We start from the raw sequence: 24,791 nt of genomic DNA, 5'->3' as shown, positions 1-24,791 counted from the left end.
GATAATCAATGGTTTATAACTTTATTTAACAAATATTGGCAATTCATAATAATAATTGGCACTCTAATTGTGCATGTCATGATGTTTAATTAAAAAAAGTGGAGTAAAATGAAAAAGTTGTTATTAACCGCATTTTTGATCGGGACCTTTAGCTTAAGCTATGCCCAGTCAGATTATTATAATGAGTACCGACGAAGTATATCAGACGTTAACTGGCAGACCGTTGTTGCAGATCTTTTGCTTTCTGCGACACAGGCCAATCAGATTAATGCCTTAAACAACAGATACCGTGATTATGATACATGGAACAGGGTGTATGTAGTGGAGCCAGGACGATGGAGAAATGACAGATACTCAGAATTGGAAAGAATTCTCGGAAGGGAAAAATATATGCAATTCAAGAAAAGATATTACAGAGGCCAAAACCCTGTTATTGTATATAATGTAAGCAAAAACGATTATAAAAAATACCGCAAACAACAGGAAAAGTATTATAAAAATCAGCAGAAATATTATAAAAAGCAAAACAAGCATCACGGTCACGGCCGTGATGGAGATTGGGATTAAACCATTATCAACTATATATATTCAATTTTTAAGCGACCTGCACATACTGCAGGTCGCTTTTTTATGATGGAAATGGTAAAGACTGATTGGTCAAAACCATATTATCAAAGCTTCATCAAATCGATGTATCAATTGTACTTTAGCTCTCAATATACAAGGCTAAAATGTTTTTCTTTGCGTTGACAATACCTCATTATTCTGTAATAATTGGTGAATAAATAAAACATAAGTTCTCAGTGCATTTTCCGAATATTTTTTAAATATATACATGATTAGTAAATTAGGTTGTTTGAATTTTATAATTTTGATCTATGGAATCAAACGAATCATTAAAAGGTTTTTATACCCGTAACGCCGTCAACCTGGGACCTCAGTGTCTTGGGCCTCATAGCATGGGGCATTTTAATGTGTTTTCACGCGAGTATTGTTCACCATTGACGCCGTACAGCAGGAGAGATTATTATAAAATTTCACTCATCATAGGAAGAGGGAAACTTCATTATGCTGATAAATGGATTTATGTGGATCGTCCTGCGTTATTGTTTTCAAATCCTGTCATTCCTTATTCCTGGGAGGCTGAAGATGACGATCAAAAAGGGTGGTTCTGCCTTTTTACGGAACAGTTTTTACAGAATGGAAATCGGCTGGGGAACCTTCAGGATTCTCCTCTTTTTAAAATTGGAGGTACTCCGGTTTTTTTTGTGGAAGAAGAGCAACAGAAGATTCTTTCTGATATTTATACCAAAATGATGGCAGAGATCAGTTCAGATTACGTCCACAAATATGATATGCTCAGAGCGTATCTTTACCTGATGATTCATGAAACAATAAGGATGCATCCGGCAGAAAGTTTTGAACCTTACCAGAATGCTTCCCAAAGAGTGGCTTCTTTGTTTATGGAGCTGCTGGAGAGACAATTTCCGATCGACAGCCCCGAAGCTTTTCTGAAATTAAAGACTCCGAATGACTATGCACAGACTCTTTCAATTCATGTCAATTCCTTAAACAGATCTGTCAAAGAGATTACCGGTAAAACGACAAGTCAGCAGATTACTGCTAGGATTATTCAGGAAGCCCATGCTTTACTCAGACATACCGACTGGAATGTCGCCGAAATTGCTTACGGTCTTGGATTTGAAGAACCCGCCTACTTTACAAATTATTTTAAAAAACAAACCGGAACTACCCCCAATGCAGTAAGAAACAGCCTTGTTTGAATTTTATAATTCTTAGTTTGAATTCTATATCATACATAATGTTGTCTTGTTATAATTTTGTCATATAAAATCAAATCAATATTCATTATGAAATTTAGAAAATTAGGAAACACGGGAGAGCAGTTATCTGCTATAGGTTTAGGATGTATGGGAATGAGTTTTGCTTATGGCCCTGCAGATGAAAAGGAGAGTATAAATACCTTACACAAGGCATTGGATCTGGGAGTCAATTTTTGGGATACAGCAGATATGTATGCTAATGGAGAGAATGAAAAACTGATTTCTAAAGTTTTGGTTCCCAACCGGGATAAAATTTTTATAGCGACCAAATTCGGTTTCAGATTTAAAGATGGAAAAGCAAGTCATAGCGGAGCACCCGGAACTTATTTTGACGGTTCCCCTGAATGGATCAGACAGGCTGTAGATCTGAGCCTTCAACGGTTAAAGATTGATACCATTGATCTGTATTACGCTCACAGAGTAGACCCTAACGTTCCAGTAGAAGAAACTGTGGGGGCAATGGCAGAACTTGTTAAGGCCGGAAAAGTAAAATATATCGGATTATCCGAAGCTTCTGCAGAATCTCTTAGAAAAGCTAATAAAATTCATCCTATTGCTGCTTTACAGTCAGAATATTCTATCCTTACCCAAGATATTGAAAAGGAAATTTTGCCAACCGTCAGAGAACTGGGGATTTCATTAGTTCCTTATTCTCCATTGGCCAGAGGGCTTTTTGCTAATATTACCGAAGTTCAGAATCTTGGTGATGATGATTTCAGAAAATCATTACCCCGTTATCAGCAGGAATATCTCGATAATAATACAAAGCTGGCCAAAGAAATCAATGAGTTTGCAGCCTCTAAAGGGATAAAAGGAACGCAACTCGCTTTAGCTTGGGTTCTCAATCAGGGGGAAGATATTATTCCTATTCCGGGAACCAAACGTATCAAATATCTTGAGGAAAATATTGCAGCCGTTAATGTAGACCTTTCTCAATCAGATCTGGATACCATTGATGCTATTCTGAAAAAATACCCGAATGTAGGTGAAAGATATAATGAAGGATCAATGAAATTAGTAAACAACTAAAGACTATATCATCAACCGGGCTCCCGAAATTATCCGTGAGCTCGGTTTTTAATTATAAAATAACCATTTGATTATGAACAGAAGAGAACTGTTAAAAAATAGTCTGCTGGCGGGAACATTAAGTGTCATCCCGTTTTCCCGTGTATGGGCAGAAACAAAAATACCGGAAATAAAAGAAGAAAATGATCTTTCAGGAGTTAAGAAAATCAGACTTGGCGAACTTGATCTTTTTATCCTTACAGACGGATACATCCATGAAACCGATATCAAATCATTTGCCCCCAGAGGAAATGTATCACAACTGCAAACCATTCTTAAAGAAAACTTCAGATCTGATGATTATATTGATATGGCAGTAAATATCTTGCTGGTTAAAACCAAAAATAAGCTGGTTCTTTTTGATACAGGGATGGGTATTTTCGCAGATGAAAGAACAGGGTTCTTATTGAAAAGCCTTGAGAAAGCCGGTTTTTTCCCAAAAGATATCACGGATGTTTTTATTTCTCATGCTCATCCGGACCATATCGGTGGAGTGGTGGATAAGCAGAATCGTCTTGTTTTTCCCAATGCCAATGTTTTTATCTCAAAAACAGATTATGATTTCTGGATGAAAGCTTCATTGAAAGATTTTAACAATAGCGCTCTGAAGGCACATCCTGAACTTCTGAATCAGATTCTGCCTGCTCTTCAGAATGTATTGAAAGCTATTCAGCCTAAACTAAGATTTTATGATTTAAATAATACATTATATGATCATTTCAGTTTTCAGCTGGCTCCGGGACATACTCCTGGGTTAACACTGACTACTATTTCTTCAGGTAATGAAAAACTCATGTATATCGCAGACCTGGTTCACTCAGATGTTATCCTGTTCCCGCATCCTGACTGGGGGTTCTCCGGTGATACAGATTTGGATATTGCCACTGCGTCAAGGATAAAATTTCTTACCCAATTGGCAGATACCAAAGCCAGAGCATTTTCCTCTCACTTACCCTGGCCGGGATTAGGCTTCACAAAGAAGAAAGAATCCGCTTTTGAATGGATTCCGGAAAGCTTTATGAATTAATAATAAAACAGTATAAAAACACCAATAAAAGCGGACTAAATTCCGCTTTTATTCTAAGGTCACGTCATCCGGCTTTAGCCAAAACCTATTTAATAATAAGTAATTGCTAATTTCAAACCTTTCACTATACCTCTCCAAAAATTAATTCTGATGTATACAATTTTTTAAACATTAAATATGTTAATGATAAGACAGAAAATGCAATCACAGCATCAATGGTAGTCGCAAAACCTAGAACTGCAAATTTGGAGAAGAACGCAAAAATAATATCGAAGAACATTCCTGCAAACACCCATTCTTTTACTCTTAATAATCTGTTGGGTAGAAGGAGAACCAGAACACCGGCAATTTTAAAGATTCCCAGGATATAAATAAAATGCGGAGGATAACCCAATTGTCGGGTAATATCCCATACAACAGGATTTTTTGTCAGTTCGAAGAAACCGCTTGCCCCAAACCATAATGACATAAAAATAGCGCCTGACCAGTAGATGACTTTTGTTGTTTTTGTTTTCATTTGTAATAGATAAAGTGTTGTAATGGACTGTTGAATAAAAATTAATTGAATTGAGTTTGTGCCGATCCGAAAATTTTTCCTGTTTTGGGATTCTGGATAAAAGCTATCACTTCCCATTGCGCAGGTGTGAAACCTTCAGGAAGTTTAAACGTCGTATTCCCCTGATTTTGCCTGTTTAAAGAAATGGAATTTTGCTGATGAACGATCTGCCAGTGATGTAGATGGCGGCCTTCATTTTCACCTTTTCCCACCTGGGTGGAGGATTGTTTTTCCACTAAATTAATTAGAAGTACATTGGCAGGATCTGATGATAGCGTTGAGTAATGAACAGTAGCTTGCTGTCCTGAAACTGTAGCGTTAAGGCCAATTTCCGTGTTTTTTAACGAAAATAGAGCTTTTTCAATGGCGGATTGTATCGCATTGCTATCAGAACCTACAAATTCAGTCTGGCCGTTGACAACCAGTTGAGGGGTATAAGTCTGTGACCTTAAAATCCTGCTGTACTGCTGCTGTCTTTGCGAGTTTCCTGCATTACTGAATCTGTCTTTCCATCCAAGGCGGTTCCAGTAATCCACGTGATACGAGAGGATGTAGACCGGTTGTTTGCTGTATTCTTTTTCAATTTTTCCCATCAGATCATCGGCCGGAGGGCAGCTTGAACAACCTTCTGAAGTAAACAGCTCAAGAACCGCAAAACCACGGGTTCCCGAAGCGGGATCAGAATCTTTTTGAACAGTATTTTCTGTATGGGCAAATGCAAATGCTGCAAATAATAATGAGGTGAAAGTACCTGCTGTGATTAAGTTTTTTAGGATCATGTCTTTCTAATTTTGATTCAAAAGTAGATACTCTGCACAGCCAAAAGAATAGAAAAAGGGCTCAACCGGACAAATAAAAGGTTGAACCCTGAAAATATAAGTTATAAAAATTGATCACCGCAAGTTGCTCAATTCCTTCCCTGAAATATTTCTCATTGTAAAATTTATACAATCAATTATCAATTATCAATTATCAATTATCAATTATCAATTATCAATTATCAATTATCAATTATCAATTATCAATTATTTCACCTATCGCGCCTCCAGCCACGTAAAGAAACTATGCGTTTTCTCTTTATTGATCAACAGTTTTTCAGGTGTTTCTATAACGAGTTTCACAAGGATTTTACGTTGGAAATAATGTTCCATTTCCTTGATGGCTTTAAAATTAACAAGATACTGCCTGTTGACTCTGAAGAATTGTTTATTCGAAACCTGTTCTGCAATCTGTCCCAACGGTTGGGTAAGTTGAAACTGCTCTTTCGCAAAAGTAACCAGATGCGTTATTTCATTATGAATATAGAAATAGGCTATGCTCTCTGTAGGAATCGTCGAATATTTTTGATTTTTAAAAACAAGAAAATTACTCTTACCTTCCGGTTGATTGATTTTTTGAAGCAATGATTCCAGATCGGGAAGTTCATTCTTTTGAAAGAATTTTTTGAGCTCATCAACCTTTTTTAAAGCTTCGGCGATGTCTTCACGTGAAAAAGGTTTTAATACATAATCGACCCCTTTACTTTTGAAAGCATCCAGCATATACTGATCAAATGCGGTACAGAAAACTACCGGGCAGGTGATCTCAATTGCTTTAAAAATTTCAAATGAAAGTCCGTCGGAAAGATGGATATCCATAAAAATAAGATCGGGCTTCATGTCCTTTGATAAAGCATCAATACTGGCTTCGATACTGTCGTAGACCCCCAGGATCCGGGAGTCGGGCCTTAAGTCTAAGACTAAATTCTGGAGAGATTTTGCTGCTCGGAATTCGTCCTCAATGATGATGATATTCATGAATTAATGGGAGTTTTATCTGGAAAATTTTTTCGTCTGAATGGATACTGATATCCTGTTCCAATAAATGCTTGTAACGCATTGTAATATTGTCAAGTCCCACTCCTAAGGAATCTTCAACGGCCATTTTTCGCTGAATGGGGTTTTCGACAATAAGAACATCGTCGGTATTGTATATTTTGATGTGCAAAGGTTTACTTTGAGAAACTACATTGTGTTTGATGCAGTTTTCAACCAGAAGCTGAAGTGTAAATGGCGGTACAAGCGTACAATCTGTTTTTGAATCCAGTTCATTGGTGAAAGTGATTCCATCTCCAAAACGGGCTTTTTGCAGAAAAAGATAGGAATCTACAATCATCATTTCTTCGCGGACGCTGATGAGATCCAGCTTTCTGCTCTCAAGAGTAAAACGATAAAAGTCTGAAAGTTTGACAATAAAATCAACGGTTTCCGTGTCATTGGTTTCTGCCATCAGTTTTAAGGTATTCAGGCTGTTGAAAAGAAAATGTGGGTTGATCTGCTGTTTCAGAAGTTCATATTGGGCGCCCAGATTGTCGCTTTTTACTTTTTCCAGTTCCAACTGTACCTGCTGTCCGGTGTAATTGTTTTGCAATAAGGTTAAAAACATATAACACACAAGGTTAATCAGGATTCCCCGTACTTCTACCATCAGCATTACAGGTCCGAAATTGATATGAGAAAGAATCAGTTGCTGAATCCATGCCAGCCCAAACATAATTACCATTCCGAAAGCGAGGATAATCATCAGTTTTGAATACGAGATGTGCTGGTTGCGTTTGCCGGCTGTTTTATTCAGCATGTAAATATTGAGATACCACATGATGACAGAAAATACTGCAGTGAGTACGGAATTCACAATGGCTTCTTTCCAGTTGAACTCATGGGAGGCAAGTTGAGGTACTGATGATAAGATTCCTAGGAAAACAGAACTTATCCAGATAACTGCCTGTGATATTTTTATTTTTTGTTGTTGTATCAAAATTATTGATTTGAAGAAGTTAAATTAATGTTTTTATTGAAATAATAAATAAAATATTATGATAAATAGAAAATATTTTATTCCCGATATCAGCCTGTTTAAAGCTATTTTTGTTTGTGTTCTGACTCCTTTGCAGAAATATGACCTCAGAGCTCCTTGGAGTTATGGTCTTTTGACTGGGCGATAACTCATAAAATAATGAATCCGCTCTGTCTGGGCCTGAACCGCTTTATTGCCCTGATTATTTTTAACATCATAGGAAATATTTCCTTGCTGGTCTGTAAGAACCGTTTCCACACTGAGCAATTCTCCGTTTATTGTTCCTCCAAAATACTGGGGATTGTCATGATAACGCCAGATAACCAGTTTCATCACGCTTCCGGGTTCCGGTTTCATCTCTTCTTTTGAAAGAGATTCCAACGCTGCCTGATTTCCATAAAGAGCAGACATTGTCCCTTTCTTTGGATTCATAGAGGTGGAAATAAATTTCAGATTTCCCGGATCAAAAACAACTCTTGCCAAGCCATTATCATTAGGATATTCTTTGTCGCAGGACACCAGTGAGATGCAACTTGCGAAAAGGATGAATAAGATACTTTTCATTTTTTCTGTAGGTTTTGAATTAATCTTTGGGTATTTACTTTCATAGGAACGTCAAACAGATAGCCTGTCTTCTCTGCCAGTTGCCGGTGGCATGCAATGCACGATTCTCTGGCAAATGCTGCGGACTTTCCTGTCGGATGGAGATCATTTCCTGAAAACTTGGCAAATCCCCAGCCTTCGGTATCGGTATATTTTTTTGAATCTTTAACCATAAACTGGGCATTAACAAATTCTCCGGCCCTGATTTCCCCATCCGGAAGTTCCTGTTGTTTCCATACTGATTTGACGACAATACTTCCGTCCGGCCATGGGTGAAAGTTTTCTGTTTCAACAGCCTTTGCAGCAATGTCATTACCATAAATAACCCGGATCGAGTTGTCGAAGAATGTACTCATGCTGATGACTTTCCAGTTTTTAAAATCATCTGTATATTCAACACCATTGGGAGAAACCGGAAATTTGGAGTGGGAAGTTGCAGGTATAGTTGCGATGGCTTCTGCCACTGTATTTTTTGGTTTTGCTGATGGAGTACCCGCTAATGACAGCGTGTATTTTTTGATCACTGCAACATCCTTAGCTGTTATGTTGGAAGACGGATGAAGAACCGTGTATTCATGAAGGGGCATTTTACCACTTTGCATCATATTTAAAATCGCGTACATTTTTCCTTTGTGATCAGCCGGAGAGAGTTTGTCCCATTCCGAAAAGTTAAGAACTTCCCTTGCTCTGTGAACATCCTTGTTCACTGCCCACGAAATAGGAGCGAGCCGGTCATACCAACTCAAATCCTGCTGATTGGAATGACAGTTGAAACATGATTTTTCAAGAATGGAAATAACTTCCTTGGGAGCTTCTATTTTTCCGGTAACAGGTTTGCCTTCGAGAGGCCTGCTGAAGAGCTGCAGCCCTCCGAAAACCCCTAATATAGCCAGAAAGACTATGGCGATGGGGTTTCTTTTTTTCTTTGCAGTATTCATAATGAGTTTTTATTTTCTTGCTCAAAAGTAGACTGCGTTAGAGCTAAATGAAATGTGAAAAAGGGTAAACCGGACAATTTACAAGGTCAATCAGGAATTTTATCCGCTGAAAATTCAAAAAAGAATACCGGTAGATAGTGGAAATAATGGTTTTATAAAGTAATACCACCATCAATAATGCTTTCCAAAGAATTAAAAGATATGGAACTGAATAAACTCGTCAAAAGAACTGTTTATCCCGATACTCCTGTTCTCATCGAATATGAACCCACTGAATATTGCAGAACATTTGGAAAGATCATCTCCGAAATGATCCATTGGGGCAGAGAACACAGAAGAGTGATTGTGGAGGATCGGAAATAATACTAATAAAAAACCTCTCACTAAGGAGAGGTTTACAATTATTTGTCAAAAATTTCGATTACTACACTTTCAGGAATTGTACCCGAATAATCATAATTTTGAAAATTAAGTTGAGTAACTGAACTGACACAAACTACCTTGTTATTGTAGTTAAATACTTTATAAGGATATTTCTTTGTATTGATTGTCTTGATTTTTGTATAAGAATTGATGTTATAAAATTCAATTGTCTTACTCATACTTCCTGCAATAATACTGTTGCTATCAAAATCAAAACTTGAAAGCTTGGAGTTTCCGGCAGGTAAATCATTCTGGTAAATCATTTCCGAATTATATACTGAGCCAGAACTTGCAGTAATGGTTCTTCCATCAGGAAATGCTTCAAATATTCTGTAATTAAGAGGATGGTCTCCATGATAAGAATCACTTTGATGGCTGATATAATTACCGTTAAGATCAAAAGTATAAAGATTCATATCTACAGGTGAAATATTCTGTGTTATGGTATATAATTGTACAGAAGTCCCCACTACAGCTTTTTTCATCCTTCCAGTATAATAATAAAGGCTAGGTGATTGAGAAACTATAGCTTTAGTCGTTCTGTCAATTGATTTAATAACGTTGGAACTATTATAACTGTTGGAGTTCGGAGAGCCATACAGCTTACCATTGTGATAAATAGTGCTTATAAGAGGCATTCCGAAGTTTATCTGATCTTTTAATGTCAAGTCGTTACCATCATAAATATCTACCCAACCATCATTTCTGGGAACATATAATTCTACATTACCATTATAAATCCCAAGATCAGAATAACCTAAGGTAGCATTAGTACTAACCTGGTGGGTAACTGAACCTGTATTCACATCATAAAGAGTAATTTTTCCGTCTGTATCTAAAAGATATAGTTTTCCGGAATTTTTATCAAATTGAGCATCAAAAGTCTTAAGATTAAGCATTTTAATCTCAGGTCTTTCAATTTTTATAACGTTACTTTGAACCTCTTCACCATTAGCCTTAATACCGATGATCTGATATTCTAAATAAGGGCCAAATGGGACAGTTGAAGTGAACATAAACTGATTTGGACTACTATTACTAATTTCTGACTGCATTCCATTTGGAGAGTCACTTCTTACAATTTTATAGTACTTATAAATATTATCCCCGGTAAGTGTCCATTTTAAGCTTACCGTTTCAGTAGTATCATTATAATTTGAAGTTAGATTGATCTTATTTTCTACAACAGGAGGTGTTACCACCTCCGTAATATCATCATTTGAACTGCTACATGAAAAAATTGAGAAGTAAGCAAATAATACGATTAGAGCTTTTTTCATAAAAATCTTAGATTCCGTCAATAATTTCATTTAAAACAGTACTTGGTCTCATTGCTTCGTATGTTTTGTAAGTATCAGTTTTGTAGTAACCGTCAATGTTCTGAGGTTTACCTTGAGCACCGATTAATTCAGCATTGATTACTTCCTCATTTTCCTGCATTGCCTGTGCAATCGGAGCAAATTGAGCAGCCAGTTCTGCATCTGCAGTCTGGTTAGCCAAAGCCTCAGCCCAGTACATTGCTAAATAGAAGTGAGAACCTCTGTTATCGATTTGTCCTACTTTTCTTGCCGGTGATTTATCCGTAGCTAAGAATTTAGCGTTCGCTTCATCCAACGCATCAGCCAACACCTGAGATTTTGTATTGTTCTGAGTTTGGGCAAGATGTTCTAAAGAAGCCTGAAGCGCCAGGAATTCTCCTAAAGAATCCCATCTTAAGTATCCTTCTTCCAGGAATTGCTCAACGTGTTTTGGAGCAGAACCTCCGGCACCTGTTTCAAATAAACCGCCACCATTCATTAACGGAACGATAGAAAGCATTTTTGCAGAAGTACCCAGCTCAAGGATTGGGAAAAGGTCAGTTAAGTAATCTCTCAATACGTTTCCGGAAACAGAGATTGTATCTTTGCCTTCTCTCGCTCTTTTCAACGTTTCAGTCATCGCATCTTTTACATCAAGAATTCTGATGTCAAGACCTGTTGTATCGTGATCAGCAAGGTATTTTTCTACTTTTTTAATGATTTCTCTGTCGTGAGCTCTTCCTTTATCTAACCAGAAGATAGCAGGAGTATCAGATAGTCTTGATCTGTTTACCGCTAATTTTACCCAGTCCTGAATAGGAGCGTCTTTAGTCTGACACATTCTGAAGATATCATCCTTTTCTACTTTTTGAGAAAGAAGAACATTTCCTGCTTCATCCTGCACTTCTACAGTTCCGTCAGCTGATAACTGGAAAGTTTTGTCATGAGAACCATATTCTTCAGCTTTCTGAGCCATTAATCCAACGTTCGGAACAGATCCCATCGTCGTAGGGTCCAGTTTACCGTGGGCTTTCATATCGTCGATTACAGACTGGTAGAACCCAGCATAAGAACGGTCCGGGATAATACAAACGGTATCTTCTTCGTTTCCGTCTTTGTTCCACATTTTACCTCCGCCTCTTACAAGAGCAGCCATAGATGCGTCAACGATAATATCAGAAGGTACGTGGAAGTTGGTAATTCCTTTGTCAGAATTTACCATCGCCACTCTTGGTCCTTCAGCAAGAGCTTTTTCAATATCAGCTTTGATGTCAGCTTCCTGAGCATTTCCTTTGATTTTTTCAAAAAGATCAGCAAGACCGTTGTTTGGGTTGATATCTAAAGACCTGAAAGTCTCAGCATATTTAGTGAATACTTCTTTGAAGAAAGTCTCAACGATAGCTCCGAAAATAATCGGATCAGAGATTTTCATCATTGTAGCTTTAAGGTGAGCGGAAAGAAGTACATTTCTTTTCTTAGCTTCTTCAATAGCTTCCTGAACGAATGCTTTCAGTGCATTCAAGTTCATTACGGAAGAATCGATCACTTCGCCAGCCTGAAGACCTGCGAAGTCTTTTAATACAGATTCAGAACCGTCATTCCCTTTGAATACGATTCTGTATTTTGTAGCATTTTCCAACGTTGTTGAAGTTTCTGTTCCGTAGAAATCACCATTGTTCATGTGGGCCACGTCAGTTTTGCTGTCAGATGCCCAGTCACCCATTCTGTGAGGGTTTGCTTTAGCATAGTTTTTAACAGCCTTTGGAGCACGTCTGTCAGAGTTTCCTTCTCTTAATACAGGGTTTACAGCACTTCCCAATACCTTAGCATATTTAGCCTTGATTGCTTTTTCGTCATCATTTTTAGGTTCTGCAGGATAATTCGGAACCGCAAAACCTTTTGCCTGTAATTCAGCAATAGCCGCATCCAATTGAGGTACAGAAGCTGAAATGTTTGGTAATTTGATAATATTAGCGTCAGGTTGAGTAGCCAGTTGTCCTAGTTCTGATAAAGCATCACCAATTTTCTGATCATCTGTTAAGAATTCAGGGAAGTTGGCTAAAATTCTTCCTGCCAAAGAAATATCGGGAACTGCAATCTCAATATTTGCCGATTTAGTAAAAGCTTTTACAATAGGTAAAAATGAGTGAGTCGCCAACATTGGTGCTTCATCAGTAAGTGTGTAATAGATTTTTGATTTGTCTGACATTATACTGTTGTTTTTTATTTGAAATTTTAAGTTCCACAAATTTACTAAATATCATTGTTTTATTTGGGATATTTCCATAAAAAAAAGAGGCTGCTGCGTCTTTCCTTTTATATTTAGATCATGATGCAGTTTCCGTTCGTTTTAAAGGTCATGATAAATTCAGCCTTCTGGTTTTTTGAGAGCAGATCGTGTCGGCTTAAAAAATATTTTAAAAACTGATTCTCAGATAAAAATCCGTCATTTTTACTTTAAGATTAATTTAACCTTGAAATGCTCGGAAAAAAATTGTTTTTTAACTACATTTGAAAAACTAAAAAAATAAATATTATGTCAACGACAATCACTTTAAAAGGAAACGAAGTGCACACTATAGGAGCATTACCATCAGTTGGATCAACTATCAAAGATTTTGCTTTGGTAGATTCAGGATTAAATGTAAAAACATTGGAAAATTTTGAAGGAAAGAAAAAAGTATTCAATATTTTCCCAAGTATTGATACTCCTACTTGTGCAGCCTCCAGCAGAAAATTCAACGAAGAAGCCTCAAACCTTGAAAATACAGTAGTAATCAATGTTTCAAAAGACCTTCCTTTTGCATTGGGAAGATTCTGCGCCGCTGAAGGGTTAAATAATGTTGAAACTCTTTCAGATTTCAGAAGCAGTTTCGGAGACGATTATGAAGTAACCATTACTGATTCTCCGTTGAAAGGCTTGCTAAGCCGCGCGGTAATCGTTGCCGATGAAAATAATAAAGTAGTCTATACTGAGCAGGTTTCAGAAATTGCCAACGAACCAAACTATGAGGCAGCCCTTGCAGCATTAAAGTAATAAAATAATTTTGTTAAAAAGCCTTGCAAAAGTAATTTTTTGCAAGGCTTTTCTTATTTTTAGAAAACACAAATTAAAATTATGTCAGATAACTACAGAAAATTTGGAGAATTGTTTCAGGTAGATCAGGAGCATTTTGATGAGTTTTATGCCTTATTGAAAGATACCCGGCTTTTAAAATCTGAATTTTTTATCAGGCAGGGTGAAAAGTGCAAATATCTGGGATTTATTAAGAAAGGAACGATCAGATGCTTCTACATTAATGATCAGGGACGGGAAATCAATTTCGGATTCTATTTTGAAAATGAATTTTTTACAGATTATGAAAGTATCCTCTGCGATACCGTATCCAACATGAACATCCAGGCCCTGGAAAACTGTGAAATTTTACTGTTGAGCAAAGATCACTTACAGTCACTTTATGAGAAAGAAGCCTATTGGCAGAAATTTGGGCGGATCATGAGTGAAAAAATCTATCTGGACGCAAAAAAAAGAATTGATGACCTGTTATGCCTTTCTCCGGAAAACAGATATGTACATCTTGTCAGGAAACAACCGCTCCTTTTCCAGAAAATAGCCCAGAAACATATTGCGAGCTATCTTGGAGTGACGGAACAATCACTAAGCCGCATCAGAGGGAGAATTGTGAATTAGTTGTATACAACAGGTACCACAAATTGTAAGCTCATTTTGTCTTAATTAACTTAAGTTAACGTCAGCAGATGCATAACGTTGTAGCTTTATGATCATCAAATTTTAATACTTAGCATTATGGAACAAAAAGATCTGACCATTATTTTGGTACACGGAGCATGGGGCGATGGCTCTCACTGGCAATATGTAATTCCATCCCTGGTAAAAGCGGGATATAAAGTACGAAGCGTTCAAAATCCACTGACATCATTACAGGATGATATCAATAAAACCAAAGACCTTATTGATGCTCAGGACGGAAAAGTCCTTTTGGTAGGGCATTCCTATGGAGGAGCCGTTATTTCCGGGGCAGGGAACCATGATAAGGTAGCAGGATTGGTTTATATTGCAGCTTTTGCACCGGACGCCGGAGACAGCTTAGGAGCACTTTTAGGAAGACGGGAATCTCCGGGAGGTGCCAGTATTTATCCTGATAGTAAAGGGTTTTTATGGATTAAATATAACGAATTTCAATCTGCCTTCTGCCAGGATCTGGATGATGAAAAAGCACTGGTAATGGCACTTTCGCAAAAACCTATCCACGGACAATGTTTTGGAGACGAAGCTGGTGAGCCGGCCTGGAAGACGAAGCCAAGCTGGTATCAGGTGTCATCAAATGACCGGATGATTCCTGCGGAAACAGAAAAAGAAATGGCGGAACGGCTTCAGCCAAAGAAAATTATTACTTTAGATGCAGGACATGCTTCATTGGCCTCACATCCAAAAGAAGTTACAGAACTTATTCTGGAAGCGGCGTCTTCGCTCTAGCTCTCAGAAATATACAAATAGGTACCGGGCCTTGTGGAATTTTGTGTAATTTCACAAGGCTTTTTATTAATTTAAATAGATACAGAATGGTTAAAAGAATCGTAGCCAATATAAAAGCTGATGACCTCTCCAAAGCTCACCTTTTTTATCATGAGATTTTAGGCCTGGAGATTGTGATGGATCATGGATGGATTAAAACTCTGGGGAGTGAAGAAGAGTCGAAGGTCCAGATCAGTTTTGCTGCTCAGGGTGGTAATGGTACAGAGGTGCCCGACCTTTCCATTGAAGTGGATAATGTAGAGGAAATGCATGAAATGATGAAAAATGCAGGTTTTAAAATCATATACGACATCACAGACGAAGATTGGGGCGTACGCAGGTTCTTTGTGAAAGATCCCTTCGGGAAACTGATTAATATATTATCTCACAAATAAAAACAGACTACGGTATGAAAGCAGAACAAGTAATTCCCGTTCTTCGAATTTTCGATTATCAGAAAACCCTTGAGTTTTACATAGATTGGTTAGGTTTCGAAATCGTCTGGGAGCATCATTTTGATGAAAATACTCCTGTTTACATGGAAGTAAAAAAGAATAATCTTGTCCTTCATCTGAGCGAGCACCACGGGGATGCAAGCCCGGGAAGCAGTGTTTTCATCTGGGGAGAAGGTGTTTCCGACTATCATAAAGAACTTATTGATAAAAACTACAAATACAATCGACCGGGTCTTGAAAAAGCTTTCTATGATGCTATCTCTTTCACCGTACATGATCCTTTTGGTAATAAAATTATTTTCAACGAAAAATTTGATACAGAGAAACACAGTGCTCTAAAGCTTCATTCCCATGAATGAGTTGAGATAATTATTTCTGGCCTCCCTTAATACTGTCTAATTTACGAATGAGCTCCTCATCTGCAGCACCACCACAGCTGGAATGAATTACTTTTCCGCGCGAATCAATCAGGATTTTAGCGGGAGTACAATAGATATTATATTTCAGTTGTTCCTGCTTATGCGGAGATTTTGTATTGTCGATTTGATCAAACTCAAAAAGGGCATCTTTCAAAATCGGCTGAAGGTCTATTTCTCGATCTATCATTCCTTCAAGGATGCCGATAAAACCTACATTATCTTTATAGCTGGTGTAAAGTCCATTACAGTCGTCCATCATATTATAACTGGCCTGAGGATTTTTTTTCAGAAATGTTTTACTGTAGATAAAGATCATGAGATTTTTCCCTTTAAAATCTTTTGAATTGAATGTCTTACCGTTAATTGTTTTTGCTGAAAAATAGGCAGGTGTAGCTCCTGAAAAGAAATCAAGCCTGTTTTTCAGCCATTCTTTTCGCATGGCATCTATCTTGTTAGCAGAAGATTCCTCTTTCTTGTTGTGACAGGAAATGGCTAATAAAGAAAAGCTCAGGAATAATAATATTTTTTTCATACATGGTTATTGTCAGGCAAAAATCATATAAAAATAGAACATTTCCAATTTTTCATTCCGACCCGGGCGAAGTTAAAGTTGACCCAAATCATGAACGCTTTAAAATTTTAAAACTAACTTTGCTTTTTACCTCAGAAATGAAACGTTCAGGAACCGCAGATTTACCCCTTCATTATGGCAAAGTACCGCCTTGGCTGTATGAACGCATGTCTGTACTTGGTTTGTCTATTGTTGAAGTTATTCTGATGGATTATGGTAAAGATGAAGTTCTTCGCCGGCTGGCAGATCCGTTTTGGTTCCAGAGTTTTGGGGCGGTAATGGGAATGGACTGGCATTCTTCTGGCATAACGACTTCCGTAATGGGTGCTTTAAAACGTTCCATTAATCCCAACTCACAATCGCTGGGACTTTATATCTGCGGCGGAAAAGGAAAATTTTCAAGAGAAACCCCTGCAGAATTAATTCGTATCGCCGATAAAACAGGATTGAACGGAACGGAGCTGGTGAGGGCCAGTAAGCTTTCCGCAAAAGTCGATAATACCGCAATTCAGGATGGTTATCAATTGTATCTGCACAATTTTGTATTGTCTGATAACGGAAGCTGGAGCGTGATTCAGCAGGGAATGCATGAGTCTGACGGTACAGCAAGACGTTATCACTGGCATTCTGAAAATATAAAATCATTCATTGAAGAGCCTCATACCGGGATTAACGGATTTTCAAGAGGGAAAATTCTTAACCTTACCGATACTGAAGCTTCTGAAAATAGAAAAGGAATTCTGGATATCTCCCACACAGATTCAGCAGAAGTCATGAGCGATTTTTCGAGACTTATTCTCCCTGATCATCATGATGTGCGCGCTTCAGATGTTGATTTGAAGCGTTTGGGAGCTCTCCTGTACGTAACCCGCGAGCAGCAGCCTCAGAATTTTGAAGATTTGCTGATGTTGGAAGGCGTAGGCCCGAGAACAATGCAGTCGCTGGCTTTGGTGAGTGAAGTGATTCACGGAGCCCCGTCAAGATTTAAAGATCCGGCCAGATTCTCTTTTGCTCACGGAGGAAAAGACGGACATCCTTTTCCGGTACCTGTCAATACCTACGATGAGAGCATTACAATTCTTCGAAAAGGAATAGAAAAATCCAAGCTCGGAAACTCTGATAAGCTGAATACACTCAACAAACTTCATCAGATAGTAGCTGCTACAGAAAAAGACTTTACTCCTGACTTCGACATTCAGGAAGTTATTGAGGAGGAAAGGCACAATTCATGGCGATTTGGAGGTAAAACTGTTTTTGGAGATGCTCAGAAACCTAAGTCACCACAATCTATACAGCTGTCTTTATTTTAAAAAAAATTTTCTTAAAAGACCGGAAAAATCACAGGTTTGATAAGGTTTTATTTTTTTGTTTAAATTGATTTTATTGGCGGAAACTGTCTGATAGTAGGTTGATAAAGTTGTTTTATTAGCTTTTTTAATTGATTTGTTTAAATTTTTTACACTTAATTCAATTAAAAATTTTACTTTTAAAGACTTAAAAAAACATCATCACAATGACCAATCAAGCCCTCGAAATCTGTTATGATTTCCCATTTTTCATGAAGGAAGAACTGGATGAAATATTTCAGGCCCATGAAAAAGTATTTTTCCAGAAAGGTGACATTATACTTGAAGAAGGGAAAACTTCCAACGCATACTACATCCTTGAAAAAGGGCTTGCCCGCTCCTATGTCAATGATTTTAACGGAAACGAAGTTACCACTCATTTTTTTGCAGATAATGAGATTATTATAGAAGTCTTATCCCTTTTTCAGAGAGTGCCTTCCCAGGAAAATATTGTTTGTATTACAGATTGTGAATGCTGGAAACTAGATTTTGAAACTTTTCAGGAGTTGTTTCATAAAATACCGAATCTCAGAGAATGGGGAAGAGCATGGATGTCTAAAGAACTCTTTGAATACAAACAACGATCTGTGGAAATGTTTACCCTTTCTGCTACCAGAAGATATCTCAATCTACTGGAACAGAAATCTAAAGTGATACAGTTTGCTCCTTTAAAGCAAATCGCCTCCTATCTGGGAGTTACCGATACATCTTTGAGCCGTATCCGCAAAGAATTGGTTTCCCATCCCAAGAAAAATTAAATCTTGCCTTATGGCAAGTAGGCTTTCATTGCACCTTGGTAATTTTGGATAAAAGATTAACACTAAAAAAATTACGAAATGAAAGCGAATCAAATTTACGTGAACTTTCCGGTGAAAGATGTTCAGAAAACCAGGGCATTCTGGACAAAGCTGGGTTTTCCTGTTAACGAACAATTTTCGGATGATAAAGCTGTCTGTGTTATGATGAATGAAGATAGCATCTATGTCATGTTCCTTTTAGAAGACTATTTTCAAACTTTTATCGACAGACCTTTAGCACCGGCTAATACTTCCCAGGTGCTGGTTTCCATAGGACTCAGTAGCAGGGAAGAAGTAGATCATGTCGTGAATACTGCTCTGGAAAACGGAGCTTATCAGCATGAAGAGCCGGAAGATTTCGGTTGGATGTATCAAAATTCTTTTTGGGATCCGGACGGGCATGGCTGGAACATAACTTTTGCAGATCTGTCTCAAATGCCGGCACAACCTTAGACCATCAATCAGGCGAAGGAAACGAATCTTGCCGTATGACAAGTATATTTTTAATTCCTCTTCATAATTTTGTTTCAAAGTTTAACACCAAAATAAATATAATATGAAAATTAACCAGATTTATGTCAATTTACCTGTAAAAGACGTACAAAAAACCAGAGCATTCTGGACGAAGTTAGGCTTTTCTGTCAATGAACAGTTTTCTGATGAAAAAGCCGTATGTATAGTGATGAAGGAAGATCATATTTACACGATGTTCCTGAAAGAAGAATTTTTCCAGACATTCACCAACAGGCCATATGCAAAAGGTGATACAACGCAGGTACTTCTTGCAATCGGGGTTGATCATCGTGATGAAGTCGACCAAATGGTAAAAACTGCAGTAGAAAACGGAGGGTCAACATACAGCGAAGCTACTGATCACGGATGGATGTATCAAAGTGCTTTTGCAGATATTGATGGCCATCAGTGGGAAGTCATGTTTGCAGATATGTCTCAGTTACCTACAGAATAATTTAATACAATCACCTGTAATATCTTTCAAATGGAAACACAATCAAACGATATAGAATTAGTGAAAAATCAGGCATCTATAACGACCCAAGTGGTTTTTATGAATATAGAAGGCATTACTCACGATGAATCCATGATTTTTCCTAATGGTGAGGCCAATTGTATGAATTGGGTGTTAGGTCATTTACTTTATGTAAGAAACGGATTATTAAATGTACTGGGAGATCAGCCGGTTTGGGAGAATGAAAAGTTTTCGTTTTATAACAGAGGAGTTCTCGCTGTGGACAGGAAAGATGAATTTCTGAATTTTGAAGAATTAAAATCTTACCTGAAACAGTCTCAGGATAAACTGGATGCAAAATTCAATAGTATTGAAAAATTTAATCCGGATCAAATTAAAGATCTTGCAACCCTTTGTTTTCATGAAAATTACCATAGCGGACAGCTTGGTTACATTCGAAGACTTCTGGGGAAATCCGGAGCGATAAAATAAATATGCAAAAGACAAAGAAAAAAAATCGTGCATTCGTCACGATATAAAACATGGTCTCATCTGCAAACTACTGTTTAAAGATGCAGGCTGCCATTATCTAATCTATAAAAATCACAGAAAGTGGACACACCAAAATCAACAAAAGTAGAGCTGGTTATTCCGGCTTACAGAATGCATACCCAAAGTTTTATCAATGTGTTGGACGGAATTTCCGAAGAAGATGCATTGAAAAGAATTGAAAATAAAACCAATCACATTGTCTGGATGGCCGGAAACTTTGTCAATATGCGCTACGGATTAGGCGGAGTGCTTGGTCTGCAGGAGCAGGATCCTAATAATGATCTGTTTTTTATGGGAAGAGCATTAGATGAAAGCATCCCATATCCGAGCCTGGAAGAACTTAAAAAAAACTTTCATGATATATCTCCTAAAATATTTCAGAAATTACTTGAAGTTACCGACGAAGAACTGGAAGAAATATTTGAAATAGGAATGAATGTTCCTTTTATCAAAGAAACAAAACTCAATTTTATCGGAATGTGCATTGGCCGTGAAGATTATCTCAGCGGGCAAATAGGTCTGATGCGCAGGGTTTTAGATTATCCGGGAATGAAGTATGATGTTGATGAAAATATCAAATATTAAGTAATGAATCCAGTAGAAAAAGGATATAAGCAGGTAAACGGGATCCGGATGTATTACGAAATATACGGATCCGGAAAGCCGCTGGTGTTGATTCACGGAGGAGGATCTTCTATTCTATTTGATTTTAAAGAAGTTATAGAAAGGCTTCAGTACCAGTTTCAGCTTATCGGGATAGATCTTCAGAATCACGGAAGAAGTGAACATCGCGATATTCCGGAAACTTTTGTACAGGATGCTCATGATGTGGTGGCGCTATTAGCAGAACTCAATATTGACCGGGCTTCATTCTGGGGATTCAGTAATGGAGGAAGTACCGTGATGCAGATTGGCTACCGTTATCCTGAAGTGGCAGAAAATCTGGTGGTGGCTTCCGCATTTTATAAAAGGAGCGGGATGATGGACGGTTTCTTTGAATCGATGCAGGAAGCTACTCTTGAATCGATGCCGGAGCCTTTGAAAATCAATTTTTTACATCTTAATCCTGACTTTTCAAAATTGGAAAATATGTTTGATAAAGACAGTAAGAGAATGCAGACTTTTCAGGATTGGGAAGATGAAGTTCTGACATCTATACAATCGCCTACTTTATTTATCAGTGGAGATAAAGATGTTATGAAACCTGAACATACCGTAGCCATGTGGCGTCTGGTAGAAGGCTCTCAAATGATGATTCTTCCCGGCGTTCACGGTGCCTATATGATGGCTGATTTCGAAGGCTATGTCGATAAGAATAAAATTGATTTTACGGTTCAGGAAGTAGAAAAATTTTTACATAAAAACCCAGAAAACAAATAGGAATGTAATGTTCAGACCTATTTATAATCAATAATAATAACATTTTAAAATTAAAAATCATGGCTAAATTAAATCCATACCTAAATTTTGACGGTACTGCTGAAGAAGCTTTTACCTTTTACAAATCTGTTTTCGGAGGCGAGTTCGTCGGAGGAATTCATAAGATGGGAAATGCTCCGGGTACTGAAAATCTATCAGAAGAAGAAAAAAACAGAGTAATGCATATTGCATTGCCTGTCGGAGATGATCTTTTGATGGCTTCAGATATTGTTCCCGGTTTCGGACAGACATTGACTGTAGGAAACAATAATTATGTTTCCATCTTCCCTGAATCAAAAGCTGAAGCAGAAAGAATCTTTAAAGGTCTTTCCGAAGGCGGAAATATAGAAATGCCCCTGGAAGACCAGTTTTGGGGCGATTATTTTGGGAGTTTTCAGGATAAATACGGCGTTCATTGGATGGTGAATTATAACGATGAGTCTAAAAAATAATCATATATTTAATTATTATTTAAAAAGAGTGCCCATATTGGGTAACTCTTTTATGAGACAATCATTTAAAACGAAAGAATCATGGATCCGATTAGAATAGACATTACAATTTTAGCTCCTGTAGAAAAAGTTTGGAATTACTTCAATGAACCAAAACACATTACAAAATGGAATTTTGCCCATGAAAGCTGGCAATGTCCGAGTTCTGAGAATGATCTGAGAGTAGGAGGAACATTCAAAAACAGAATGGAAGCCAAAGATAAAAGCTTCGGATTTGATTTTGAAGGAGTGTATGATGAAGTAAAACCTTACGAAAAAATAGAATACCATATCGCAGATGGAAGAAGAGTAGAAGTCATTTTCGAAAAAATTGATAAAAATACCACGAAAGTTACCGAAATCTTCGATCCCGAAAAACAAAATTCAGTGGAGATGCAAAGAGAAGGCTGGTATGCTATTCTCAATAATTTCCACAAATATGTTGAGAACCATTAAAAATATTTTTTGTAGCCATGATTAATTTAATTATCATGTCAAAAAGTTTAAATTCCATTTATGCTGTTAACTATAATCCTAAAGATGAATTTCTTTACGGAGTGATTGCTATACCTGCAAGAAGAGCTTTGGAAAAAGAAAAAATAGATTCCTTAGAAAAACTCTCGGACTATTCTGAAAACGAAATTTTACAACTTCATGGTTTCGGAAAAAATACGATTGTTAAACTGAAGAATTATATGGAAGAAAATCAGGTGTTTTTTAAAGAAGCATAAATAATAAATAGGGGAAAATATAGGTGTCATTACTGATGGGGAGAAAAATCTCTCTTTCAGTAAAGGCATTAGAATTTTTTTGCCATATAATTTCTTTGATATGACAAAATACTCATGAAAATTATTACGCTACATCCAATAAAATTTAAAATTATGAATAACGATATTTTCCCATGTCTCTGGTATGACGGAGACGCCAAACAATCCGCAGAATTTTACTGTAAAGTTTTTGACGGTGAAATTACAGCAGATACACCCGTGGTCATGAATATTGAGATCTTTGGGCAACGGCTCATGTTGCTGAACGGAGGTCCCCATTTCAAGAAAAATGCTTCTGTTTCTTTTATGGTGCTTTGCGAAACGGAAGATGAGGTTCAGAAATACTGGGATCAGCTCATAGAAGGTGGAATGGCTTTAATGGAGCTAGGTTCCTATTCGTGGAGTAAAAAATATGGCTGGGTACAGGATAAATATGGAGTGACATGGCAACTGTTTTTAGGAGAAAAAGGGCAGGATCAGAAACTTGTTCCTACATTGATGTTCATTCATGAAAATAATGGTAAGGCCAAAGAAGCAATGAAATTGTATACCCAGACTTTTCCTGATTCACATATTGGAAACATTATGGAATACGGAATAGAAAGTGAAGGACATTCTATAGCAGAGCCGGCAGAAAATGTTAAGCATGCCAATTTCGTCATCGATGGTTACACGTTATTCTGTATGGATAATTCCTACGACCACCAGTTTGATTTTAATGAAGGAATTTCGTTGGTTGTTATGACGGATGATCAACAGCAGACAGATCATTATTGGAATACCTTTACAGCGGACGGAGGAAGAGAAAGTATGTGCGGATGGCTGAAAGATAAATACGGACTAAGCTGGCAAATTGTTCCCAAAAGATTGATTCAGCTGATGAACGACTCAGATCAGGAAAAAGCTTATAAAGTAGTTCAAGCAATGATGAAAATGCAGAAAATTATTATTCAGGATTTAGAAGACGCTTATAATTCTTAAAGTTATTTCGGCTTACTGTTTGATGTGTTTTAGGGAAAAGATTTGCCTATGAAAACACAGAACAAATCACAATCTAAGTCAAAAGTCCCTAAAGAAGGGCTTTTTCCGGAGATTATCAGAAATGATTATCGCGGAAGCCAAAAACTAGCAGGCAAGAAAGCGGTCATCTCAGGAGGTGATAGCGGTATAGGGCAAGCAGTAGCTGTCCATTTTGCCCGCGAAGGAGCTGACGTTGCCATTATTTACAAAGAAAGTGATGATGATGCCAGAGAAACCCGAAGGCTGGTTGAAAAAGAAGGACAGAAATGTATTCTGATCAAAGGAGATCTGACCCGTAAAGCTTTCAGGACAAAATGTGCTGAAAAAGTAAAAAAAGAGTGGAAGGCTCTGGATATTTTGGTTAATAATGCAGGGATTCACACGTCAAAAAACAGTCTGGAAAAAATCTCTGATGAGCAGATTCAGGAAACATTTGATACCAATATCATTTCGATGATCTCTTTCACCAGAAACTTCCTTCCTATGATCAAAAAAGGAGGACGGATTATTTGCACAACTTCTGTCACCGCCTACCGTGGTAGTGATCATTTGCTCGATTATGCCGCTACAAAAGGTGCGATATTGTCTTTTATGCGTTCACTGGCAGATAATCTTGCTGAAAAAGAAATTCTTGTCAATGGAGTTGCCCCGGGACCGATCTGGACACCCCTTGTAAAAGAAGCTTTTGATAACCTTTCAACATTCGGGAAAGATACCCCTTTGAAAAGAGCTGGTCAGCCTTCCGAAGTGGCTCCTGCCTATGTTTTTCTGGCTTCCAAAGATGCCAGCTATATCACGGGAGAAGTCATTCATATCAATGGAGGTGACTTTGTGGGAGGATAATTACAGTCACAA

31 protein-coding genes are annotated in these 24,791 nt (G+C 37.5%); 22 read left to right on the top strand and 9 right to left on the bottom strand.

Going from position 1 to position 24,791, the window contains the following annotated elements; genetic code table 11:
- Positions 1-108 precede the first annotated feature (108 nt).
- From M030_RS0110235 to M030_RS0110220, 4 genes are all read left to right on the top strand, one after another.
- Positions 109-567 carry a hypothetical protein gene (locus tag M030_RS0110235; RefSeq protein WP_027373420.1) on the top strand — a complete coding sequence of 153 codons (459 nt, stop codon included), beginning with the start codon at positions 109-111 and terminating at the stop codon, positions 565-567.
- A gap of 311 nt (positions 568-878) precedes the next feature.
- A complete protein-coding gene (locus M030_RS0110230; RefSeq protein ID WP_027373419.1) occupies positions 879-1,784 on the top strand; it encodes a helix-turn-helix domain-containing protein in 906 nt (301 codons plus the stop codon).
- Between the two features lie 87 nt (positions 1,785-1,871).
- Entirely contained in the window at positions 1,872-2,873 is a 1,002-nt protein-coding gene (locus tag M030_RS0110225) for an aldo/keto reductase (RefSeq protein ID WP_027373418.1), read from the top strand.
- A 73-nt stretch (positions 2,874-2,946) separates the two neighbouring features.
- Complete coding sequence (locus tag M030_RS0110220) at positions 2,947-3,939, top strand: MBL fold metallo-hydrolase (RefSeq protein WP_027373417.1); 993 nt, start codon at positions 2,947-2,949, stop codon at positions 3,937-3,939.
- Positions 3,940-4,063: 124 nt separating this feature from the next.
- Here the strand turns inward: M030_RS0110220 and M030_RS0110215 are convergent, their stop codons facing one another.
- From M030_RS0110215 to M030_RS0110190, 6 genes are all read right to left on the bottom strand, one after another.
- Positions 4,064-4,456 carry a DoxX family protein gene (locus tag M030_RS0110215; protein ID WP_034722411.1) on the bottom strand — a complete coding sequence of 131 codons (393 nt, stop codon included), beginning with the start codon at positions 4,454-4,456 and terminating at the stop codon, positions 4,064-4,066.
- A gap of 41 nt (positions 4,457-4,497) precedes the next feature.
- Entirely contained in the window at positions 4,498-5,274 is a 777-nt protein-coding gene (locus tag M030_RS0110210; protein WP_027373415.1) for a DUF1223 domain-containing protein, read from the bottom strand.
- 255 nt (positions 5,275-5,529) lie between these two features.
- A complete protein-coding gene (locus M030_RS0110205) occupies positions 5,530-6,291 on the bottom strand; it encodes a LytR/AlgR family response regulator transcription factor (protein ID WP_027373414.1) in 762 nt (253 codons plus the stop codon).
- A complete protein-coding gene (locus M030_RS0110200; RefSeq protein ID WP_034722409.1) occupies positions 6,272-7,291 on the bottom strand; it encodes a sensor histidine kinase in 1,020 nt (339 codons plus the stop codon). Before M030_RS0110200 ends, M030_RS0110205 begins: the two co-directional genes overlap by 20 nt.
- 162 nt (positions 7,292-7,453) lie before the next feature.
- On the bottom strand, positions 7,454-7,894 hold the full coding sequence (locus M030_RS0110195; RefSeq protein WP_027373412.1) for a hypothetical protein: 441 nt from the start codon (positions 7,892-7,894) through the stop codon (positions 7,454-7,456).
- Entirely contained in the window at positions 7,891-8,871 is a 981-nt protein-coding gene (locus tag M030_RS0110190) for a heme-binding domain-containing protein (RefSeq protein ID WP_027373411.1), read from the bottom strand. The genes M030_RS0110195 and M030_RS0110190 overlap by 4 nt, the downstream gene beginning before the upstream one ends.
- 177 nt (positions 8,872-9,048) lie before the next feature.
- On the opposite strand from M030_RS0110190, the gene M030_RS25275 reads away from it, so the two are divergent.
- Positions 9,049-9,234, top strand: coding sequence for a winged helix-turn-helix transcriptional regulator (locus M030_RS25275; protein ID WP_081806321.1), 186 nt, complete (start codon positions 9,049-9,051; stop codon positions 9,232-9,234).
- 38 nt (positions 9,235-9,272) lie between these two features.
- Here the strand turns inward: M030_RS25275 and M030_RS0110180 are convergent, their stop codons facing one another.
- Positions 9,273-10,574 (bottom strand): hypothetical protein, encoded by a 1,302-nt coding sequence (locus M030_RS0110180; protein WP_151457980.1) that lies wholly within the window; start codon positions 10,572-10,574, stop codon positions 9,273-9,275.
- Between the two features lie 7 nt (positions 10,575-10,581).
- Positions 10,582-12,801, bottom strand: coding sequence for an NADP-dependent isocitrate dehydrogenase (locus tag M030_RS0110175; RefSeq protein ID WP_027373409.1), 2,220 nt, complete (start codon positions 12,799-12,801; stop codon positions 10,582-10,584).
- A gap of 327 nt (positions 12,802-13,128) precedes the next feature.
- On the opposite strand from M030_RS0110175, the gene tpx reads away from it, so the two are divergent.
- The 5 genes from tpx to M030_RS0110150 all read left to right on the top strand — a co-directional run bounded on the left by tpx (position 13,129) and on the right by M030_RS0110150 (position 15,943).
- Positions 13,129-13,629 (top strand): thiol peroxidase, encoded by a 501-nt coding sequence (gene tpx / locus M030_RS0110170; RefSeq protein ID WP_027373408.1) that lies wholly within the window; start codon positions 13,129-13,131, stop codon positions 13,627-13,629.
- Positions 13,630-13,710: 81 nt separating this feature from the next.
- Entirely contained in the window at positions 13,711-14,283 is a 573-nt protein-coding gene (locus M030_RS0110165) for a Crp/Fnr family transcriptional regulator (protein ID WP_074941814.1), read from the top strand.
- 117 nt (positions 14,284-14,400) lie between these two features.
- On the top strand, positions 14,401-15,090 hold the full coding sequence (locus M030_RS0110160) for an alpha/beta hydrolase (RefSeq protein ID WP_027373406.1): 690 nt from the start codon (positions 14,401-14,403) through the stop codon (positions 15,088-15,090).
- Between the two features lie 86 nt (positions 15,091-15,176).
- Positions 15,177-15,524 carry a VOC family protein gene (locus M030_RS0110155; RefSeq protein ID WP_027373405.1) on the top strand — a complete coding sequence of 116 codons (348 nt, stop codon included), beginning with the start codon at positions 15,177-15,179 and terminating at the stop codon, positions 15,522-15,524.
- A 14-nt stretch (positions 15,525-15,538) separates the two neighbouring features.
- Entirely contained in the window at positions 15,539-15,943 is a 405-nt protein-coding gene (locus tag M030_RS0110150; RefSeq protein ID WP_027373404.1) for a glyoxalase superfamily protein, read from the top strand.
- A gap of 10 nt (positions 15,944-15,953) precedes the next feature.
- Here the strand turns inward: M030_RS0110150 and M030_RS0110145 are convergent, their stop codons facing one another.
- Positions 15,954-16,535: a peroxiredoxin family protein gene (locus tag M030_RS0110145; protein WP_027373403.1), complete on the bottom strand. Its 582-nt coding sequence runs from the start codon at positions 16,533-16,535 to the stop codon at positions 15,954-15,956.
- A gap of 137 nt (positions 16,536-16,672) precedes the next feature.
- On the opposite strand from M030_RS0110145, the gene M030_RS0110140 reads away from it, so the two are divergent.
- The 12 genes from M030_RS0110140 to M030_RS0110085 all read left to right on the top strand — a co-directional run bounded on the left by M030_RS0110140 (position 16,673) and on the right by M030_RS0110085 (position 24,779).
- Positions 16,673-17,884, top strand: a complete 1,212-nt coding sequence (locus tag M030_RS0110140) for a DUF763 domain-containing protein (RefSeq protein WP_027373402.1) — start codon at positions 16,673-16,675, stop codon at positions 17,882-17,884.
- Positions 17,885-18,087: 203 nt separating this feature from the next.
- Entirely contained in the window at positions 18,088-18,678 is a 591-nt protein-coding gene (locus M030_RS0110135) for a Crp/Fnr family transcriptional regulator (RefSeq protein WP_051585000.1), read from the top strand.
- A gap of 78 nt (positions 18,679-18,756) precedes the next feature.
- Positions 18,757-19,170 (top strand): VOC family protein, encoded by a 414-nt coding sequence (locus tag M030_RS0110130; RefSeq protein ID WP_027373400.1) that lies wholly within the window; start codon positions 18,757-18,759, stop codon positions 19,168-19,170.
- Positions 19,171-19,273: 103 nt separating this feature from the next.
- On the top strand, positions 19,274-19,684 hold the full coding sequence (locus M030_RS0110125) for a VOC family protein (RefSeq protein ID WP_027373399.1): 411 nt from the start codon (positions 19,274-19,276) through the stop codon (positions 19,682-19,684).
- A gap of 30 nt (positions 19,685-19,714) precedes the next feature.
- Complete coding sequence (locus tag M030_RS0110120; protein ID WP_027373398.1) at positions 19,715-20,176, top strand: hypothetical protein; 462 nt, start codon at positions 19,715-19,717, stop codon at positions 20,174-20,176.
- Between the two features lie 120 nt (positions 20,177-20,296).
- Complete coding sequence (locus tag M030_RS0110115) at positions 20,297-20,821, top strand: hypothetical protein (RefSeq protein ID WP_027373397.1); 525 nt, start codon at positions 20,297-20,299, stop codon at positions 20,819-20,821.
- Between the two features lie 3 nt (positions 20,822-20,824).
- The gene (locus tag M030_RS0110110) at positions 20,825-21,616 is read left to right on the top strand and encodes an alpha/beta fold hydrolase (RefSeq protein WP_027373396.1); all 792 of its coding nucleotides are present in this window, start codon (positions 20,825-20,827) and stop codon (positions 21,614-21,616) included.
- Between the two features lie 59 nt (positions 21,617-21,675).
- Complete coding sequence (locus tag M030_RS0110105; RefSeq protein WP_027373395.1) at positions 21,676-22,107, top strand: VOC family protein; 432 nt, start codon at positions 21,676-21,678, stop codon at positions 22,105-22,107.
- Positions 22,108-22,188: 81 nt separating this feature from the next.
- Entirely contained in the window at positions 22,189-22,602 is a 414-nt protein-coding gene (locus M030_RS0110100; RefSeq protein WP_027373394.1) for an SRPBCC family protein, read from the top strand.
- Positions 22,603-22,637: 35 nt separating this feature from the next.
- Positions 22,638-22,877, top strand: a complete 240-nt coding sequence (locus tag M030_RS0110095; protein WP_227533055.1) for a hypothetical protein — start codon at positions 22,638-22,640, stop codon at positions 22,875-22,877.
- Positions 22,878-23,030: 153 nt separating this feature from the next.
- Positions 23,031-23,897: a VOC family protein gene (locus tag M030_RS0110090; protein ID WP_027373392.1), complete on the top strand. Its 867-nt coding sequence runs from the start codon at positions 23,031-23,033 to the stop codon at positions 23,895-23,897.
- Positions 23,898-23,945: 48 nt separating this feature from the next.
- Positions 23,946-24,779 (top strand): SDR family oxidoreductase, encoded by an 834-nt coding sequence (locus M030_RS0110085; RefSeq protein WP_027373391.1) that lies wholly within the window; start codon positions 23,946-23,948, stop codon positions 24,777-24,779.
- The last annotated feature ends 12 nt before the right edge of the window (positions 24,780-24,791 follow it).

This window comes from Chryseobacterium sp. UNC8MFCol (assembly GCF_000482305.1).
GTDB lineage: Bacteria > Bacteroidota > Bacteroidia > Flavobacteriales > Weeksellaceae > Chryseobacterium > Chryseobacterium indologenes.
The sequence above is the reverse complement of the archived record's forward strand: the minus strand, read 5'-3'. Positions and strand labels throughout refer to the sequence as shown.